This window comes from Paenibacillus algorifonticola (genome assembly GCF_000971975.1).
GTDB classification, from domain to species: domain Bacteria; phylum Bacillota; class Bacilli; order Paenibacillales; family Paenibacillaceae; genus Pristimantibacillus; species Pristimantibacillus algorifonticola.
The window spans coordinates 58,102-76,457 of sequence record NZ_LAQO01000026.1; the positions used below are offsets into that span (position 1 = coordinate 58,102).

The 18,356-nt window shown below is 48.3% G+C and carries 17 protein-coding genes; 13 read left to right on the plus strand and 4 right to left on the minus strand.

Going from position 1 to position 18,356, the window contains the following annotated elements; translation table 11 throughout:
- Window position 1: 1 nt before the first annotated feature.
- Window positions 2-601 carry a molybdenum cofactor guanylyltransferase gene (gene mobA, locus WH37_RS25425; protein ID WP_052737207.1) on the minus strand — a complete coding sequence of 200 codons (600 nt, stop codon included), beginning with the start codon at window positions 599-601 and terminating at the stop codon, window positions 2-4.
- 161 nt (window positions 602-762) lie between these two features.
- Between mobA and moaA the strand changes: the two genes are divergently transcribed.
- The 5 genes from moaA to WH37_RS25450 all read left to right on the plus strand — a co-directional run bounded on the left by moaA (window position 763) and on the right by WH37_RS25450 (window position 7,911).
- Window positions 763-1,773: a GTP 3',8-cyclase MoaA gene (gene moaA, locus WH37_RS25430; protein ID WP_046233452.1), complete on the plus strand. Its 1,011-nt coding sequence runs from the start codon at window positions 763-765 to the stop codon at window positions 1,771-1,773.
- A 435-nt stretch (window positions 1,774-2,208) separates the two neighbouring features.
- Window positions 2,209-4,074, plus strand: a complete 1,866-nt coding sequence (locus tag WH37_RS25435; RefSeq protein WP_046233453.1) for an assimilatory sulfite reductase (NADPH) flavoprotein subunit — start codon at window positions 2,209-2,211, stop codon at window positions 4,072-4,074.
- Window positions 4,075-4,109: 35 nt separating this feature from the next.
- Window positions 4,110-5,831, plus strand: coding sequence for an assimilatory sulfite reductase (NADPH) hemoprotein subunit (gene cysI / locus WH37_RS25440; RefSeq protein WP_046233454.1), 1,722 nt, complete (start codon window positions 4,110-4,112; stop codon window positions 5,829-5,831).
- 236 nt (window positions 5,832-6,067) lie between these two features.
- Window positions 6,068-7,156, plus strand: a complete 1,089-nt coding sequence (locus WH37_RS25445) for a low temperature requirement protein A (RefSeq protein WP_046233517.1) — start codon at window positions 6,068-6,070, stop codon at window positions 7,154-7,156.
- Between the two features lie 332 nt (window positions 7,157-7,488).
- Window positions 7,489-7,911 (plus strand): DUF4259 domain-containing protein, encoded by a 423-nt coding sequence (locus WH37_RS25450; RefSeq protein WP_046233455.1) that lies wholly within the window; start codon window positions 7,489-7,491, stop codon window positions 7,909-7,911.
- A 47-nt stretch (window positions 7,912-7,958) separates the two neighbouring features.
- Here WH37_RS25450 and WH37_RS25455 read toward each other — a convergent pair whose 3' ends face one another.
- On the minus strand, window positions 7,959-8,468 hold the full coding sequence (locus WH37_RS25455) for a hypothetical protein (protein ID WP_046233456.1): 510 nt from the start codon (window positions 8,466-8,468) through the stop codon (window positions 7,959-7,961).
- Between the two features lie 186 nt (window positions 8,469-8,654).
- Here WH37_RS25455 and WH37_RS25460 point away from each other — a divergent pair, with 186 nt between their 5' ends.
- A complete protein-coding gene (locus tag WH37_RS25460) occupies window positions 8,655-9,515 on the plus strand; it encodes a hypothetical protein (RefSeq protein WP_046233457.1) in 861 nt (286 codons plus the stop codon).
- 334 nt (window positions 9,516-9,849) lie between these two features.
- Here the strand turns inward: WH37_RS25460 and WH37_RS25465 are convergent, their stop codons facing one another.
- Window positions 9,850-10,749 carry a LysR family transcriptional regulator gene (locus WH37_RS25465; RefSeq protein ID WP_046233458.1) on the minus strand — a complete coding sequence of 300 codons (900 nt, stop codon included), beginning with the start codon at window positions 10,747-10,749 and terminating at the stop codon, window positions 9,850-9,852.
- A 122-nt stretch (window positions 10,750-10,871) separates the two neighbouring features.
- Here WH37_RS25465 and WH37_RS25470 point away from each other — a divergent pair, with 122 nt between their 5' ends.
- Entirely contained in the window at window positions 10,872-11,612 is a 741-nt protein-coding gene (locus WH37_RS25470) for an SDR family NAD(P)-dependent oxidoreductase (protein WP_046233459.1), read from the plus strand.
- A gap of 163 nt (window positions 11,613-11,775) precedes the next feature.
- On the opposite strand, the gene WH37_RS25475 is transcribed toward WH37_RS25470, so the two are convergent.
- Window positions 11,776-12,198, minus strand: a complete 423-nt coding sequence (locus WH37_RS25475) for a VOC family protein (RefSeq protein ID WP_046233460.1) — start codon at window positions 12,196-12,198, stop codon at window positions 11,776-11,778.
- A 202-nt stretch (window positions 12,199-12,400) separates the two neighbouring features.
- Between WH37_RS25475 and WH37_RS25480 the strand changes: the two genes are divergently transcribed.
- From WH37_RS25480 to gucD, 6 genes are all read left to right on the plus strand, one after another.
- Complete coding sequence (locus tag WH37_RS25480) at window positions 12,401-12,628, plus strand: hypothetical protein (RefSeq protein ID WP_046233461.1); 228 nt, start codon at window positions 12,401-12,403, stop codon at window positions 12,626-12,628.
- On the plus strand, window positions 12,597-14,264 hold the full coding sequence (locus WH37_RS25485; protein WP_046233462.1) for a DUF6138 family protein: 1,668 nt from the start codon (window positions 12,597-12,599) through the stop codon (window positions 14,262-14,264). Before WH37_RS25480 ends, WH37_RS25485 begins: the two co-directional genes overlap by 32 nt.
- Window positions 14,265-14,345: 81 nt before the next feature.
- Complete coding sequence (locus WH37_RS25490) at window positions 14,346-15,077, plus strand: SMI1/KNR4 family protein (protein ID WP_046233463.1); 732 nt, start codon at window positions 14,346-14,348, stop codon at window positions 15,075-15,077.
- Between the two features lie 19 nt (window positions 15,078-15,096).
- On the plus strand, window positions 15,097-16,074 hold the full coding sequence (locus WH37_RS25495) for a hypothetical protein (RefSeq protein ID WP_046233464.1): 978 nt from the start codon (window positions 15,097-15,099) through the stop codon (window positions 16,072-16,074).
- Between the two features lie 17 nt (window positions 16,075-16,091).
- A complete protein-coding gene (locus tag WH37_RS25500) occupies window positions 16,092-16,697 on the plus strand; it encodes a DUF6630 family protein (RefSeq protein ID WP_052737208.1) in 606 nt (201 codons plus the stop codon).
- A gap of 181 nt (window positions 16,698-16,878) precedes the next feature.
- Window positions 16,879-18,330 carry an alpha-ketoglutaric semialdehyde dehydrogenase GucD gene (gucD, locus tag WH37_RS25505; protein ID WP_046233519.1) on the plus strand — a complete coding sequence of 484 codons (1,452 nt, stop codon included), beginning with the start codon at window positions 16,879-16,881 and terminating at the stop codon, window positions 18,328-18,330.
- Window positions 18,331-18,356 lie beyond the last annotated feature (26 nt).

The window sequence follows — 18,356 nt, forward strand, 5'->3', positions numbered from 1 at the left end:
TTTACGGCGAGAGTTGTTTTTTCAATAAAATGGCCTGATAATCCTCCGGTGTATTCATATTAATGAATTGTTCGGCAATCTCCGGATTATCGGGCTTGTAAGGAATGACGGACAGCTGAGGGAGCACATCCATTACCTTCAGATTGCGGCTGTACAGCGCAGCTGCCCATTTGCCCAGCGTTCGTCCATGAAAGATGGCAAACAAAGGATGGCTTCGCTCTTCGATGATCGGGACGACAGCATCTTTGGCTGGCTGGTTGCCGAGCAGCGCCAGCATTTCAATAAAAGTCAAAGCGGTAAGCAGCGGATAGTCACAGGCTGCGACAACGTAAACCGTGTCTGGCTCCTGGTCGCTCATTCCGGCATGCAGACCGGCAATCGGGCCAAGGCTTGGAAAAATATCAGGCTTAATCGTAATAGAGGGAGCAAGGAAGGGATATAATTCAGGCTCATTAGTAATGATAGAAATGCGGTCTGTTAGAACACTTAGCTGCTCGGTTATCATTTGAATAACGGGTGTGCCATTAATAAGGAGCAATTCTTTACGCTGCTGCATACGGCGGCTTTCTCCTCCGGCAAGCACGATAGCTTCCAGGTTCATCCTCGTTCACCTTGCTTTCCATGATTCGTTGATGTCAGGAACATTGACAAATACTTGACCTCTATTCATAATGTAAGGAACTTGTTCGCTATTTACCATAGTTTAAAGTATGAGGCTATCATTTAACAACATTCTCTTTTGCATAACCTGGGGTGAGGAGCTTGGAGCATTCAATAAAGGATCAATTGAACCGTGGTCTGCGGGACCTGCGTTTATCTGTTACCGACCGTTGTAATTTCCGCTGCCGTTATTGTATGCCGGCCGAAATTTTTGGCAAGGACTACCCGTTTTTGGCTGAAGACAAGGTGCTCAGCTTTGATGAGATAGAACGGCTCGTAACGATTTTTGTATCATTGGGCGTCAAAAAGCTTAGAATTACCGGCGGAGAGCCGCTGCTTAGAAAAGATTTGCCAACGCTGATCAAGCGCTTGAATGCGATCCCGGGCGTTGAAGATATTGCACTGACGACCAACGGGGTTCTGCTGCCCAAATCGGCCGCTGCGCTTGCGGAAGCTGGAATGCGGCGGGTAACGGTCAGTTTGGATTCGCTAAATGACGAGCGGTTCCGACTAATGAACGGAAACCGCAGCGGCGTGCAGGCCGTGCTGGATGGTATTGAAGCGGCATCTGCAGCAGGCATGCCGGTCAAAATCAATATGGTTGTCCAGAAGGGCACCAATGATCAGGATATATGGCCGATGGCAGCTTATTTTCGCGAAAGGGGGCACATCCTTCGGTTTATTGAATATATGGATGTCGGCAATTCAAATGGCTGGAAGTGGGATCACGTTTTTTCAAGCAAACAGATTTTGCAGCTTTTAGAAGAACATCTGCCGCTTGTGCCAGTGGAAGCCCACTATGTAGGAGAAGTTGCTTCCCGCTATCGCTATCAGGATGGATCGGGGGAGATCGGTTTTATTTCCTCCGTAAGTGACGCTTTTTGCAGCACTTGTACACGGGCACGAATATCCGCTGAAGGCAAGCTGTACACATGCCTGTTCGCCTCGAAGGGCTACGATTTAATGGAGCTGCTGCGCACTGACGAAACGGATGAGTCGATTCGCGAAGCCATCGCCAGCATTTGGACGAATCGCAATGATCGTTATTCGGAGGAACGGGCTACCCGCACCCAGTCACCAGCGAAAATCGAGATGTCCCATATTGGCGGCTGATTTCATAAGGCTAGTCAGGCTTAGGCCATCCAACCACGCTTCAGGCAGAAGCGTGGTTTTTTTTTGATTAAAAACATCATAATCGTCTATCACTTTTTCTAATGGAAATCATCATAATTCTTAATTTATACAGCTAAATCTGAGCGAAATACCCCCATTTCACTCGGATTTAGCCATATTTTGCTTCCTAATCGACAAATTAGGGAAAATTAGGAGGCAATGTGCACATTGCCCGATTGCACTTAATATGTTAGTTTGAATATTATTGATGGACTAAAGTGTGTAAGCGCAGTTTACAAGGTGAAACGGCCGAAAGCCGTCCTTTGGCGGCGCGGCGCGTTTCAGTCCGAGAAATATAGAGAAAGGATGAGAAAATCATATCCTTTCCTATATTTTAAAACAGTATGATTTCATGTTTATGAGAGGTGGATTTTGTTGCAACTTCAGGTGACGAACAGTCCTTTTAATCAGGAGCAGGTTGAGCTTCTTAACCGCCTTCTGCCAACTTTGACGGAATCGCAGCATATATGGTTATGCGGATATTTGTCCGCAGTTCAGAGCACAGCAGCTTTTGCGCCCATGAGTGCAGAGCCGCAATTAAGCGCGGCACTTGCTGTAGCTGGGGAAGCGCTATCAGCACCGGTTCAGCCAGCAGGCTCGCGCGAAGTGACGATTTTATTCGGATCGCAGACGGGCAACAGCCAGCGCCTGTCCGGCAAGCTTGCAAGCTTGCTTACGGATAGCGGCTTTCAGGTTACATTGTCCGCGATGAACAAATTCAAGCCTAATGGCTTGAAGAAGGTCGAAAATTTATTGATTATTGCAAGTACCCATGGAGAAGGCGAACCGCCGGATAATGCAATCTCCTTCCATGAGTTCCTATATAGCAAAAGAGCGCCGCAGCTGGATGAATTGTATTTCTCCGTTCTGTCGCTCGGTGATACTTCGTATGAATTCTTTTGCCAGACGGGTAAAGATTTCGACGTTCGCCTTGAGGAGCTGGGCGGCAAGCGCCTGACGCCGCGTATGGACTGCGATCTCGATTATGATGAGCCGGCAGCAGAGTGGTTCAATCAAGTTGCTGCTGCGTTAAGCGAGCGGTTGAATGGATCGACAGCAGCTCCGCAGACAGCGGCTGTTTCTGCAGCAGGTATCGCTACAGCGACTGAATCCGAATATTCGCGTACAAATCCGTTTCATGCGGAAGTGCTCGCGAACATTAACTTGAACGGACGCGGTTCAGACCGCGAGACACGCCATCTGGAGCTGTCGCTTGACGGATCGAGCTTGCAATATGAGCCAGGCGATTGCCTTGGCCTTTTCCCGGAAAATCATCCGAGGCTTGTGGACGAGCTGATTCAGGCTTTGGGCTGGAGCGCGGACGAGAAGGTTCCATTTAACAAAAAAGGCGAGGAAGGCTCGCTGCGCGAAGCGCTTCTGAAGCATTATGAAATTACAGTATTGACGAAGCCACTGCTGGAGCAGGCTGCGAAGCTTTCTGCAAATAGCGGGCTCCAGGAGCTTGCAGCGCCAGGCAAAGAGAAAGAGCTGAAGGACTATATCAACGGCCGCGATTTGCTTGATCTGGCGCAGGATTTTGCGCCATGGAATTGGACGCCGGCTGCGTTTGTAGGCATTTTGCGCAAGCTGCCAGCACGTCTGTATTCCATTGCAAGCAGCTTCCAGGCCAATCCGGACGAGGTGCATTTGACGATTCGCGCCGTTCGTTATGAAGCAAATGGCCGCGAGCGTTACGGGGTATGCTCGATTCACACGGCAGAGCGTCTGGAGCCAGGCGATACCGTGCCGATCTATATTCAGAACAACCCGAATTTCAAGCTGCCGACAAGCGCCGAAACACCGATTATTATGATCGGTCCAGGCACAGGCGTAGCACCATTCCGGGCATTCATGGAGGAGCGCGAGGAATCCGGTGCGGAAGGAAAATCATGGTTATTTTATGGCGACCGCCATTTCGTAACGGACTTTCTGTATCAAACGGACTGGCAGCGCATGCTGAAGGACGGCGTTCTGACGAAGCTGGACGTTGCGTTCTCACGCGATTCGGAAGAAAAAGTGTACGTACAGCACCGTATTTTGGAGCAGGCTGCGGAGCTGTATGAGTGGCTGCAAGCCGGTGCCCATGTATATGTGTGCGGCGATGAGAAGCATATGGCACATGATGTGCATTCCGCGCTCATTACTGTCATTGAGCAGGAAGGCGGCATCAGCCGCGAGAAAGCGGAAGCTTATCTTGCCGACATGCAGCAGCAGCAGCGCTACCAGCGCGATGTGTACTAAACGGACCTAAGCGAGTGCGAGAGGAGATAGCAGCAATGGCAAATGATCAAATCGTAAAGCCTATCGGCGGCCCGCCGAGCGATGTTGAACATATTAAAATAGAGAGCAATTACTTGCGTGGAGCGCTCGTTGAGACGCTTCGCAATCCGGTTACAGGAAGCTTGCCGGAGGATGACAACCGCTTGATGAAATTCCACGGCAGCTACATGCAGGATGACCGGGACCTGCGCAATGAGCGCGAGAAGCAGAAGCTGGAGGCCGCTTACCAGTTTATGCTCCGCGTCGTTGTACCGGGTGGTGTAGCGACAGCCGAGCAATGGCTGGCGATGGACGAACTGGCACATAAATATGGCAATGGCACGCTGCGTCTGACGACACGTCAGGCTTTCCAAATGCATGGCGTGCTGAAATGGAATTTGAAAAAGACGATCCGTACGATCAACGATAAGCTCATGACGACGCTTGCCGCTTGCGGCGACGTTAACCGTAATGTCATGAGCAATCCTAACCCGCATCTGTCCGAGGCACATGAGCAGGTGAATGAGTGGGCGAGACGCATCAATAATCATCTAGCGCCGCGCACACCTGCGTATCATGAAATTTGGCTGGATGGCGAAAAGGTAGAAAGCTCGGAAGCTGCTGGCGAAGTGGAACCGATCTACGGACCGGTGTACTTGCCGCGTAAATTCAAAATCGGGCTGGCTGTTCCCCCGTCCAATGATGTAGACGTTTATTCTCAGGATCTGGGCTACATTGCGATTTTGGAAAAAGGCAAGCTCATCGGCTTCAACGTAACCGTCGGTGGCGGCATGGGCATGACGCATGGCGATACGGCGACTTATCCGCAGCTTGGCCGCGTTATTGGGTTCTGCACACCAGAGCAAACGATTGACGTTGCCGAGAAGACGGTTATGATTCAACGCGATTATGGCAATCGCTCTGTTCGTAAAAATGCCCGTTTCAAATACACGATTGACCGCCACGGTCTGGACTGGTTTGTTGACGAGCTGCATAAAAGAATGGACTGGAAGCTGGAAGCGCCGCGCGAATTCCACTTCGACAGCAATGGCGACCGCTATGGCTGGATTAAAGGCACAAACGGCAAATGGAATCTGACACTGTACATTCAAAGCGGACGGATTCAAGATGACGGCGACTACAAGCTGATGACGGGCTTGCGTGAAATTGCGAAGATCCATACCGGAGACTTCCGCCTTTCACCGAACCAAAATCTCGTTATTGCCAATATCACAACGCAGAAAAAACGCAAAATCGTTGAGCTGATTGAGCAGTATAAGCTGACGGACGGCGCGCATTATTCTGCTTTGCGCCGCAGCTCGATTTCCTGCGTAGCACTGCCGACCTGTGGCCTTGCTATGGCGGAAGCGGAACGGTACTTGCCGACTTTGATCGACAAGCTGGATGTGGTCATGGATGAAGCTGGTCTGCGCGACGAGTCCATCGTTATTCGCATGACGGGCTGCCCGAATGGCTGCGGCCGCCCAGCGCTCGGCGAAATTTCATTTATCGGGAAATCGCCGGGCAAATACAATATGTATTTGGGCGCAAGCTTCAACGGCGACCGTTTGAACAAGATGTACAAGGAAAATATTGATGAAACGGAAATCATCAGCACGCTGACGCCTATTATTAACCGCTTCGCGAAAGAGCGCGAGCAGGGCGAGCATTTCGGTGATTTCGTCATTCGCAATGGCTATGTGAAGGCTACGACGTCAGGGCTTAATTTCCACGACTAGTGGCGCTGCTGCAAGCTTTTTAGCAAGGCGAGTTTGGGCAAGGTGAATAACACGCTTGCCAGCCGCTCTATTTTTTCCATAAAGTAAACAAACAATAATAAGGTCCGGGGCCGGCGCTCCGGGCTTTATTTCGCTTATTGCCTAATGAGCCTTCTCGTGCTTATAATAATTGGGTCGATGTAGAGATAGAGATTGGGATTGAACGTATGCAAAGAGAGGAGCACGTCATAGCGATGATGCCGGAGAAAAAAGTAACGTGGCTGGAGCTGTTTTATGATTTATTGTTTGTGGCGGCTGTCTCCAAGGCCACACATGTGCTGCTTCACGTCGAGCATAGCAGCATTACTTGGGAGCATTTATCCAAATTCATTTTGATTTTTGTGCCGATTTGGTGGGCATGGGTTGGACAGACGATGTACAACAATCGTTTTGGTCAGGATACGTTGAAGCATCGATTATTTATCGTGCTGCAAATGTTTTTTGTCCTCATTATGACGGCAAGCTTAAATGTTGATTTTGACGCGTATTATGTGCCCTTTTTTATTGGTTATATAGGGCTTCGGATTATAACGACCGTGCAATATTTGCTGACGGCACGTTCAGAGGTGCTGCATAAGCTGCAAACCGCACGTTTCTTCGGTACCTATTTTTGGCTAGGGATAGCGGTATCGTCATGTTCCTTGTTTTTTGATTCGTGGCTGCGTTACGTGATTTTGTACACGGGCATTATTCTGGACATTATTGTTCCGTTAATTGGCCGCAAGCATCTCGTTGTCACGCCGATCCATACTCCTCATTTACTGGAGCGTTTTTCGCTGTTTACGCTGATTTTGCTAGGTGAATCGGTCGTTAGCCTGCTTTCCATATTGGAAGAAGGAGAGCTGAATTTCACATCCATCACATTCGTTGCCCTTGCTTTTATTCTTGTTATTGCAATCTGGTGGCAGTATTTCGAGAATATGGAGAAAAACGTAGATAAAACGAAGCGAACAGCGGGGCAAACGATTATTTACGGCCATTTGTTTATCTATTTGTCGCTTTGCATGATCGCTGCGTCGATCCAACTGGTGTTTTTGAACAAACTGGAATATGGCTTTATGCTCGGATTCGTTTTTGGCTCCGTGTTCATTTATTTTCTGTCGGTTATGTGCTTGCTATACAGCTACCGCTTTGAGCATTTGCGCCCAACCGTGAAGCATATTTCGCTGCTGTTGCTGCTGCTGCTTGTTTTATTCAGCGTGAACTTGCTCGTTGTAGTACCGCCGACGGTCGTGCTTCTGGAGCTTGTGCTGTTCTTTATCGTATTTGCCAAAACAACGGCTTAGCTTTCAAAGTATGAATGTTAAGCGGTTATTCTTTATAAAAAGCGTGACCTTCGGTCACAGTATCCTGTAATGAAACAGCGGCAATCTTGGACAAAGTTATAAGATCCTAGACTGCCGCTGTTTTTTGTACAAACGTTTCCTGCTGCTGGAACTCAGAAACAATCGCCCGAGTGCAAAATACATGATAAACGCTGGCTTTATCCACCTTTTGTTATATATACATATGCCTATTTGCTCATACCCGACCAACAGAATGTTGCTTAAGGATGATTAATTCAAATTCCAATTCATGTTAAAATTGTAGAATTACAAATAGAAAGGTGAGAAATACGATGGGATCGTGGGGAACAGCATCGCTGGAAAGCGACGAAGGTCTTGATGTTCTTGATGCTTTAAGCAAATATGCAGTGGACCGCCAGTCTATTAAGTTGAAGGAGCTTCTAGTTCATTATAGAGAGCTTGGATTACTTGCGGAGGATCCGGAAGAGGAGGATTTCCTTTATGATAATACAGCGATTGCTCTAGCTGAAATTGTGTGCGCCTATATCGAAAACGGCAAGACGCAGTACGAGGCTCTGAGTGGTTTGAAGGAGATCGTCTGGGAAACAGAGGAGCTGCTCGAGTTGCAGCAATTGGTTCAGCAGGTGCTGGATAATAAAGGCGGAGAACGTGAGCTGTATGAACTGTGGGATGGAGATTCCGACTGGATCAACCATATGGAAAATGTGGTTCGTATTTTATCGGAGCAGCTTTAAATAGTGAAAAATAAACACTGGCTGCAGCTGCTTTAAGCGGTTGCAGCCTATTTGCCATTCATAATAAGCTTATATTTCCTGAAAATCCAAGAGTTAACCAAGTCAGTCATTGCATTTTTGCTTATGCGCACAGGTGGTTTTTGCTCTTGCAAACCAGCTCCTGTTGCTGCATGTGCCGAAAAACGAAGCGGCTTTGTCATTTTTTTAATATCGTTCGTTACTTCATTAAAAAACGCATCCTCTGACCATTGCCCATAATAGGGAAAGGGGATACCTTCATTTCTTATAAAAAATACTGAGCGTTCATGACCCGTCGAAACAGAGATGGAATAAACAAAGAAGGGGTGATAATCAATCCTTTTTTCCTCTTCCGTAAAATACTGATAAAATGCTTCATAAGCGGCATACACCTGATCGTAATCATGCTTCGTTTGGGCATAATCGGTACGATGGAACTGCACTTGCTTATGCTCAAAAAGCATCAAAATGCTTTTAAACTCTTCAGGTGTTATGAAAAATTTAAGTTTATAAAATCCGCTGTTTTTTAATTTGTCCATTTCTTTCCTCTCACCACCCAATATTGACTCCACTTATATGATCACATTTTAACAAATTGAATCCATGTTCTACCTATTGTTTCCTATTTTTTTGTAAATTAATATAAAAAATATAAAAGAATATTCCGATACTATAAATAGAAGATAATAACCGAAATAAATGAATGGGATAGGGGTGCGTTAAGGATGAAGATTTACAGCTCGACCCAGTATGACTTAAATTTATACACAAATTCGAAACAACAGACCGATAAACCGACCTTGGTCACAGGCACGATATCCGGTCTATCTCATGACACCGATACAGTGGAAATTAGCCCGACTGCCAGACAGTTGGCGGCATCCGATATTGTGAATCATTCGGCTAAATATTTTGGAACCGTTCAAATCAATGAGTCGCTGAATCGCCTTCTCACAGATCAACCCTCGGAGGTGGAGGAAGCTGTTTACGGCATCATTCAATCCAATTTCATTACAGACGTCACCGGAGAAGAGGACCGAGCAGCGTTATTAGAATTGGGACTTACTCAAGCTAAGTATATCGCGGACAACTACATGAAGGATGATGAAGCGGCGGAATTTATGAATACGATCCGTCAAATCGGAGCCATCTCCAAAACGAGAACGGTAGACCCTGAAACGAATGAAACCCATTACGAAACACCGCCGCAAAGGCCTATTGGTGCTCCAGATGATTATATCGATTTGACCTATATGATGAAGAAATTCGAGCCGAATACGCTGGACAAGCTGCAAGATGCAATTGTGAACGGAAAAGACTGGAACAGCATCTTGCAAACCTTCGCTAAGAAAGCAGCGACAAATACGGATTGGGTGAAGGCATACAGAGAGGAAGCTGCCAAACCGATCGGAGACATTGTCGGTGAGAACAGATTCGAGAAGGCCTCTACTGCCAGCTTGACTGCGTTTGTCAAAGATATCAAGGACATCATTGCCAATGCCGGATTTGAAAATACGGGGCTCATAAAGGACAATATAGAGGCTTTTATGCGAACGTTGGAAAGCACAAGGTCCTTTCAGTCTTAAGAGTATCGAGTAAAAAAATACCCGCTTGCCGCTGCTTGGATGAACTCCAGACAGGGCAGGGGGGTATTTTTTTAAGAAACAAATGCAGAAACACATTGAGGAAATTCTTTTCTCTTCAGTAGATAATAAAAACATATTTGGGACGGTTCTGAGAATGGAATCGGAAAATAAACAGTTGATATGGGCCGGAGCGGCAGGCGATATGAATATGGACAAACAGTTCTTTATCGCGAGCACGACCAAACTTTAAGTTAATGCATCCATATTGAAGCTAAGAGAGCTGAAAAAAAGTGATAGGCTTCTCCACGCTGTCTGTAACGGCAAGTTTAATTTCCTATAAAGTAGATTGTTCGCTCAGATGCAGCTTGAGATATTGATAAAGTTTTTGACTGGCTAATTGCAACGGGTAGGCCGATGCTTTGCACAGGATTCCGAAAGTCATATATATAAGTTTTCCACTGATCGTCCGTATGGTTGTTCCCGCAGCAGCGGGCTCCGCTATAATCTTCGGGATCAGTGCGATGCCTAACCCGTTCTCGACGAAAAACTTCAAGGCCGTCATACTCCCTATCTCCATAGTATCAAGCGACAAATTTCCCGTTTCCTGCATAACCATCTCCAGCCTTCTGCGATATGGACAGGTTTCAGCTGTGATGAGCAGTCGATACCCTCGAATATCTTCCGGTGCGAGAACCGCTTTCAGCGTTAGCGGATGGTCTTCAGGCATTAACGCCACAAATTCTTCCTGAAATAGGGGTTCAAAATAAAGATCGTTCCCTATATCCGGTGCCGAACATAATGAAAAATCAAGCTCTCCGCTGAGGATTCGCTCGGTCAGTGTCGGAGTGTTCGCATATTCCAAAGAAATCCGGATGTTCGGATACATAGACATGAACTCCTTTAAAATGCCAGGCAACCGATAGCTCCCTGTTGGCTCCGTGACGCCTATGCGAATATGGCCCGTCTCCCCCAGCTGTAGATTCGACAAGCTTGTTTGTATTTGCTCCATATTCTTTACAATTTGCATGCTTTGGTCATGAAATAACCTCCCGGCTTCCGTCAACCGAAACTCCTTTCCATGTCCTCGTTCGATCAACTGAACGCCTAAATCCAATTCAAGCTTTTGTATTTGCATCGTAACGGTAGATTGAACATAGTTCATTTCTTTAGCCGCACGGGCAAAACTGCCGTATTTTACGATCATTTGGAACGTTTTTAACGTCTTAAAATCCATTATACACCTTCTTCTATAGTTCAAAATATTTGAATAGATCCTTCAAATAGTTCAATTATACAAATGCGATCGGAGGATTTACAATGAAAAGATCAAATTACAATATAAGGAGTGTATCCGTTATGCAGATATATAACAAAGTAGTTCTTGTTACGGGTGGCGGCACAGGGATTGGCAGATCAACAAGTCTCATGCTGGCCAAGCGAGGGGCGACCGTTATCGTTAACTATTCTCGTTCGCAAGCCGATGCAGAAGAAACCGTTCGATCGATCAACAAGGAGGGCGGCCAAGCTGTAGGGGTACAAGCAGACGTATCAAAGGACAAGGAAGTCCGGAGCATGGTCGAAACCATTATTCAGCAATTCGGGACCGTGGATTTGCTCGTCAACAACGCCAGTATTACAAGTCATATTCCGATGGACAATCTGGAGGAAGTTACCGGAGAAATATGGGATGAATTGTTCGATGTGAATGTAAAAGGCATGTTTTACTGCGCGCGAGCTGTCGCACCTTACATGAAGAAAAATAAACAGGGAGCCATCGTCAATTTGGGCAGTATCGCCGGACAAACCGGATTAGGCTCTTCTCTTCCCTACGCCGTATCGAAGGCCGCCGTTCATGGCTTAACAAAATCGCTAGCGCGAGCTTTAGTACCCGATATTCGGGTAAACTGCATCGTACCAGGAGCCGTCGCAACAAGATGGTGGACCGGAAGAGAAGAACAAATGCAGAGATTAGCTCCGAATCTGCTGCTACAGCGTATTTCGACACCCGAAGATATTGCCTCCATGATCTGTGCAACCTTAGAGCAAGAAGCGATGACGGGGCAAATCATTACTGTGGATAGCGGTCAAACGTTGTAGGGGGTAACTGATGTGATAACTTGCCGCTACTTATGATACGGTTCATCGCGCATGAGCTTAAACGCTCTTGTCAATATCAAAAACACCCGTCTGCTGCTGCTTGGACGAACTCCAGACAGGGCAGGCGGGTATTTATATGCAAAGCCTTATGGATGAGGCTCGATTAAAACTCTTCGTCGGATTGGTTAATTTGCCAGTGGATGCCGAATTTGTCCTTCAGGCTGCCGTAGCCTTTAGACCAGAAGGTTTCCGCAAGCTCCATCTCGACGGTGCCGCCTTCTTTGAGCTTGTTGAAGACTGACTGCAGTTCTTCAAGGTCCTTGCTGACGACGGAGAGACTGATGTTCGTGCCTTCAACGAAAGGCGAGTCCGGAAATACATCGGAAAACATAATTGTGCTGCCCATAATTTTCAGGCGCGTATGCATGACCAAAGGTTTCACTGCTTCTGGCATCTCATACATCGGATTTGGCGGCGAATCCCCGAATGTCATAATTTCAGGCTTGTCCGTTCCGAAAACCTCTGCATAAAACAATACCGCTTCACGACAGTTGCCATTAAAATTCAAATACGCCTGAACAGCCACTTACGTCACTCCTTCGTAGGTTTGAGTTGGGGTTAAGTTTGGTCAATTACGCTCCTATTGTATCATTAAACCGAGCTTGTTCAAACTTGAAATCTGTCCAGCGAAGCTGAGGGCTTCTTTACCAGCAATTAGGGGAGAAACCGTCCATAAGACTTATTGTTCCCGGCATCTGCCGCAGATAAAATAAGAGGACAAGCTTCGTTTGCAGTTGACGCTGGAAGCATGCAGCCTGAAGGTTATCATAGCTGTGCTAAAAGCCGGGTACCCGCAGCGGGTGCCCTTTCATTTTTTTCAAAGCGGGCTGTTCAGGTTTAATGAAATCGGGTATTTAATGGATGGGATACATAACGGTTATTGCTTTAGCTTTAAATATGGAAAGTGGAAGGTGAACAGCTGGGATGGAAGAAGCACAACGAGCGGCAATAGATGAGATGAAACGAGAGATTCACCAGTGGTTTGACCAATTGGAGAAGCAGGATGGAGCGGACGTAATCAAGCGCACCAAGCTGCAAGTAGGCGTTTCTGATTATGCGCTAATGGACTGTACGGCGGAGCCCATACAAATTGTAGATCACGATCTGGGATTTGGTTGGCCGGATGAAAAGGATGAACAACCTGATCCGCATGCGCTGTTTACGATAGAGCAGACCCAGATGCTCGTTAAGCCTCAGCTTGCGGAAGTAATTGGGGAGCGCTTGGAATTGCTGGCGGCTTCACCTGTTACGGATTACCGCTTTACTTTTTGCGGGAAGTTCCGGGCTGTGGAAAGCGTCTTCGAGCTCACGCTCGTAGAATACGTGAATGAGGCGAAAAAGCAGGAGCTGCTGGGACATATTCAAACTTATGTGGCGCAAAAGCTGGATGCCGGCAAATATCCGACGAAGCCGCTGGAGACGTTTTTTCTAGTGCGGCACTTGCTGAGTGAGCAGCTTTTCCCGCAGCTGGATGGCGAATGGATCGTTGCCAAATTCGAGAAAATTTTAGAGCTCAATAAATCCCGTAAAGAACCGCTCCAAGAACATCGCAGCTACATCATCATGACGCTGAAAGCTTGGGTTGAAAACCAATTGCTGCCGCCCTATTTCACCATAGAGGAGGGCGAGGATGGGCGGAAGCAGTATAAATTGAAGTCCGAGGCTGCTGCCGAGTCAGTACAGCCTGGGCTGATCACACTGCTGCTTTATGCGGCTGTCGCTATTCTCCGCTTCGAGCCAAGCTATAGCAAGTCAAGGGGGCTTAGCTTTATCGATTGTGCTCGGCAACTTGGAAGCGCCAAGGCAACACAGCTGCTTGAAGAAGGAAGTGGCGCCTATCCGAAAGAAGATAGCGATTATAATGATGCGTTTGTACATTGTAAAGCAAATGATGTATTTTCAACGATTACGATCGTCATCAAGCAGGAGGAGCAGCAGAGCTACGGACGAGCGGTGTCGTTCATCATTCGATTGCTGCAGCAAGGCTTCCCCAAAAGCTATAAGATCAAGCTTAAGTCGAGCGAAAAGCAATATTTGCCGCTCAAAGGGCTAGCCAAATCGGACACGCACCGCTTCTTTGCAAATGCGCTCGCCTTTGATGAGTTGCATCCGCAGCTGGAGCAATATGCGCGCGAGGCGATGGAGGAGTTCGAATGGTACGGCGATGCGGAGGATGAGAAAAGCTGCATGCCGGGTAGCTATGCTGTTTTCGGCCTGGGCCTAGCCGATCTCCGGTATTTTTCGCTAGTCGAGCAGTATATGAAGCTGGTTGATGTAGAGCATCAATCCGTGCAAAATAAATTTACCGCCGAGTTCGCGGCCCGCTATGGTGTTAATGCCGATTCTATCGCAACGCTCGTTGTTTGCATGCTGCATAGCACGGAGGAACTCAAGCTCAAAATCAAGCCAGCATTCGAAGAGGAAGGCAATTTGGCACTGCTGCTGGAGCAAGTGGCGGGGCTGCAAGATTATGAAGTGGAGCATCTCATTTATTTGATCTGGGGCGGGACAGACAAGCTGAAAGCAGCAGCTCGCAAAACGAAGGACACGCGCCAGCCACTCATGGAGCAGCTGCTGCAAGCCGCCTATTAATACAGCGCGAGCGCAAGCAGGAGCGGGAGCAAATGAGCAATGAGCTGAGTGAAGCGTTTTTTTATAAAAGGAGGGCTGCCTATGTATATCGTATCGCCTAATGGTTCACCTATACCGGCCGAGAAGCTGCATCAGCTGGAACAGGAGCGGCAGTTGACACTGCCTGAAGGCTATGTCCGCTTTTTGACTTTTAACGGGCCGGGCACTTATCGCGGCTGGTTTAATATTGAAGTGCCGGATCCCGGCGTGCTGGAGCCGTTTGCAGAGGAGGAGTTTTGGGAGCATGATGATGCCTGCCCGATTTCGCAGCAGCAAATTGCCGAATGCGTGTCGATTGGCACGACCATTGATGGGGATTTTCTCGCGGTGCATCCGGTTGTAAAGGGTATCATCTGGCTGCCGCGGCATTCGGAAATCATTGAGCTGTATCCTGAGGGTGCGAATGAGCATGCCGACTATACGGAGCTTCTGGATCAGATTTATAGCGAAAAGCTGGCTCAGGCAGCGGCAGCTCCGCCTTATTTTGAGCCGTGGACACAAACGCGCCAGCATCAATTTTTTCATTTTGCCCCGGATGATGCCGGATTTGAGCTGCCGGAGCTGGCACGTCAATGCAAGGAAAGCTTTGAGCCGGATTTTCTGATTGAAAATGCCTATACGTGCACTTTGTTTTTGCAGCGTTTGGGCGGATATATTCGGTTTAATTATGCTTACAGGCTGGAGGTGGCCGTTTTCTATGAGGAGGGGCAGGAGCTGCTTTTGCAACAAATAACCGCTTTTTTGGGAGCTAATAATTGTAAATCGTTAACTTAATTGAAAAGGTGGGCGCACAATGGAAACATTAAATCGGTCGGTCTGGAACGGACTGCCGAGCCAGGAGAAGGAAATCGCCTTGAAAATGCTGCTGGAAAAGCTTCCGGAAGGCTTTGAATATCAGGGATTGGAAACGTTCGAACGTTATGGCAGCCGGATAGAAACGGGGGTATTTGAGTATGAGGGCTATAAGTTCGTTTATGTGCCGGGAGATAAAGTAACGCTGGGCTGGGAGCGCTGGGAGCAGGGTTTGGATGCCGCAACAGCTGAAGATTTTCAAGAGACGATGAATGAATATGGTGTTGAGGATCGGGATACGTTTATCCGCGATCAAATGTCGCCGGTCCGCGAGGCGCAAATTGGCGCTTTGCTCGTCGAATGCGAGACGCATTCGCTAGGCTGGTACGAGGTAGAGCTCGATGACGAGGATCTGGCTGAGGATGAGGATTTTCACGAGGAATTGGAAAAATTCAAGCTCAGCACCTATTCAGAATATGAGCGTCACCAAAATTTTCGATTCGTACGCGAAGGGGAGGCCATTATCGCTTATTTGTTTAACGATGAGCTGGACTCGGAAATCGTCGCTGAGCAAATCGAGCAATCAGGCTTTAGCCTGCCTACGGAGGATGAATGGGAGTATCTTTACGGTGGCGGCTGCCGGACGTTGTATCCTTGGGGCGACAGCTTCGACTATGGGATGAAGCTCAGGCATTTTGAGGAGCTCGCCGAAGGCGAGAACAGGCCTTATGATTTGGAGCTGCCAAATGCCTTCGGTATTTGCTTCTCGGGTGACCCTTACCAGTATGAAATGACGCTGAAGGATGAGGAGTTTTTTCCGAAGGGCGGAGATGGCGGCAGCTTGGTATGCGGGGGAACTGGCCCGGTTGTAGGCTATTTGCCAGCAGCAGCGGTCTATTATCGCGATCCTAATGTGTTTGAGCTGGACTTCGAGGATATTATCGGCAATTTGCGTTTTAGACGTATAATCCGGTTGTAATAGGGAGGGCGAGCAGCGTGGGATGGTTCGGGTTCGGATTTATGCGAAAAAAAGGATCGAAGCAGCACCGGCTGCAGCAGGCTCCTACGGCCGAAAAGGATGACCCGCAGCTTCGCAACACAGCGCTGTTGGAGCTGAGCAGACGTCTTGCCTTCGGGCAGTCGCAGATCGTGGACGAAGTGTCTGAGGCGATTCTGCATGAAGAGGATTATTTTGTGCGCTGGTTCGATCGGCTGGATGAGCGGGGAATTAGCTGTCCGATTCCGGAGCTGCCATGGTTTGCGCTGGTCGATTCGCTGCAAGCGGAGGGGCTGGCATGTGAAATCGACTGGAAAGAGGGCAGCTATGAGGTGGCTAGCGTCATTGAGAATTTGCTTGCCCGAAAGCAGCTGCTGCCTGAAGCGGAGTGGAATTTGGAGCATGAAGCAGATGAAATACTCCCAACCTACGATTTTTTGGTGAAAATGTTCAAGCTGCTTCAAGTGCATTCCATCACGCTCGCTTGCATGGATATTAATAGCGATAGCTATGTGCTGATTACCGTCCGTATGGAGGAGTATAGCGAGCTTCGAGCGCTCGCGGCGCGTGCAGGCTATCGTATTGACGGTTTTGAACAAGGATAGCAGGTGTGCGAGCATCAGTAAGTAGATTTAGATAAGCTTGTGAAAAATGATGAGAAGCTCCTGCCATTTTGCTGGCGGAGTTTTTTTTCGTGAAAAGGGTTGACGATTAAAGAGATTCAATATAATATCTGATATATCAGATATCAAATATAAAGTTGAAGAGGTGAGGCGATTGGTAACCATGTCTACCCATACCGCTTTCAATTACATTGGAGGAGAGTGGGTATCTTCCTCGTCCGGTGAAGTAGAAGCAAGCTTGAACCCTTCCGTGAAAGGCGAAATTGTAGGCTGGGTGCAAAGCTCCAGCGTTGATGATCTCAACGCAGCAGCGCAGGCCGCGAAAGAAGCTCAGCCTATATGGCGCAAGCTGGCAGCTCCGGCAAGAGGCGAATATTTGTTTAAGGCAGCGGCGGCGCTTGAGCGAAGGCTCGATGAAATTGCTGAAACGATGGCACGCGAGATGGGCAAGACGCTGCCGGAGGCAAAGGGCGAGACGGCAAGAGGGGTGGCGATTTTGCGTTATTACGCTGGCGAGGGCATGCGCAAGACAGGTGATGTCATTCCGTCAACGGACAGCGAAGCGCTTATGCTGACTACCCGCGTTCCGCTTGGCGTCGTCGGCGTCATTACGCCGTGGAACTTTCCGGTGGCCATTCCACTATGGAAGATGGCTCCCGCACTTATTTATGGCAATACGGTTGTGCTTAAGCCAGCTACGGAAACAGCTGTAACCGCTGTCAAACTGATGGAATGCTTAGCTGAAGCGGGTTTTCCAGCCGGGACGGTCAATCTCGTAACGGGCAAAGGCTCCGTCGTTGGTCAAGCGATGGCCGAGCATCCGTTCATCCAAGGTATTACGTTCACCGGCTCGAACCAGACGGGAAAACGTATTGGCATGGCGGCACTCGCCCGGGGAGCGAAATATCAGCTGGAGATGGGCGGCAAAAATCCGCTGATCGTCGCCGTTGACGCTGACCTCGATCAAGCGGTGGAAGCAGCGATAAATGGCGGCTTCCGCTCAACAGGACAGAAATGCACGGCAACGAGCCGGGTTATTATCGCAAATGATATTTTCGAGCCGTTTGTGGCGAAGCTGCTGGCCCGAACGAAGGAGCTTAAAGTCGGCAGCGCCCTGGAGCCGGATACATGGATGGGACCTTGCGCCAGTGAGCAGCAATATGACAATGTCACTTCCTATATTCGCCAAGGCGTGGAGGAAGGAGCGGTGCTGCTGCATGGCGGCGGACAGCCAGAAGGGCTTTATCAGGAAGGCTATTATATCGAGCCTGCGATTTTTGATCAGGTGAATGCGAATATGGCGATTGCGCGGGAGGAAATTTTTGGCCCAGTGCTGGCGCTTCTCCGATTTGATACGATAGAAGAAGCCTTATCGATTGCAAATGATACGGAATTTGGCTTAAGCGCTTCCATTTTTACGCAAAATATCGCTCATATGCTATCCTTTATTCAGGACATGGATGCGGGCCTTATTCGAATCAATTCGGAGAGCGCGGGTGTGGAGCTGCAAGCGCCGTTTGGCGGCATGAAGCAGTCCAGTTCGCATTCGCGGGAACAAGGGCAGGCAGCGATAGAATTTTTCACCTCTATCAAAACCGTATTTATTAAATCCTGAGAAACAGGCGCAAGGCCTGCTGCATA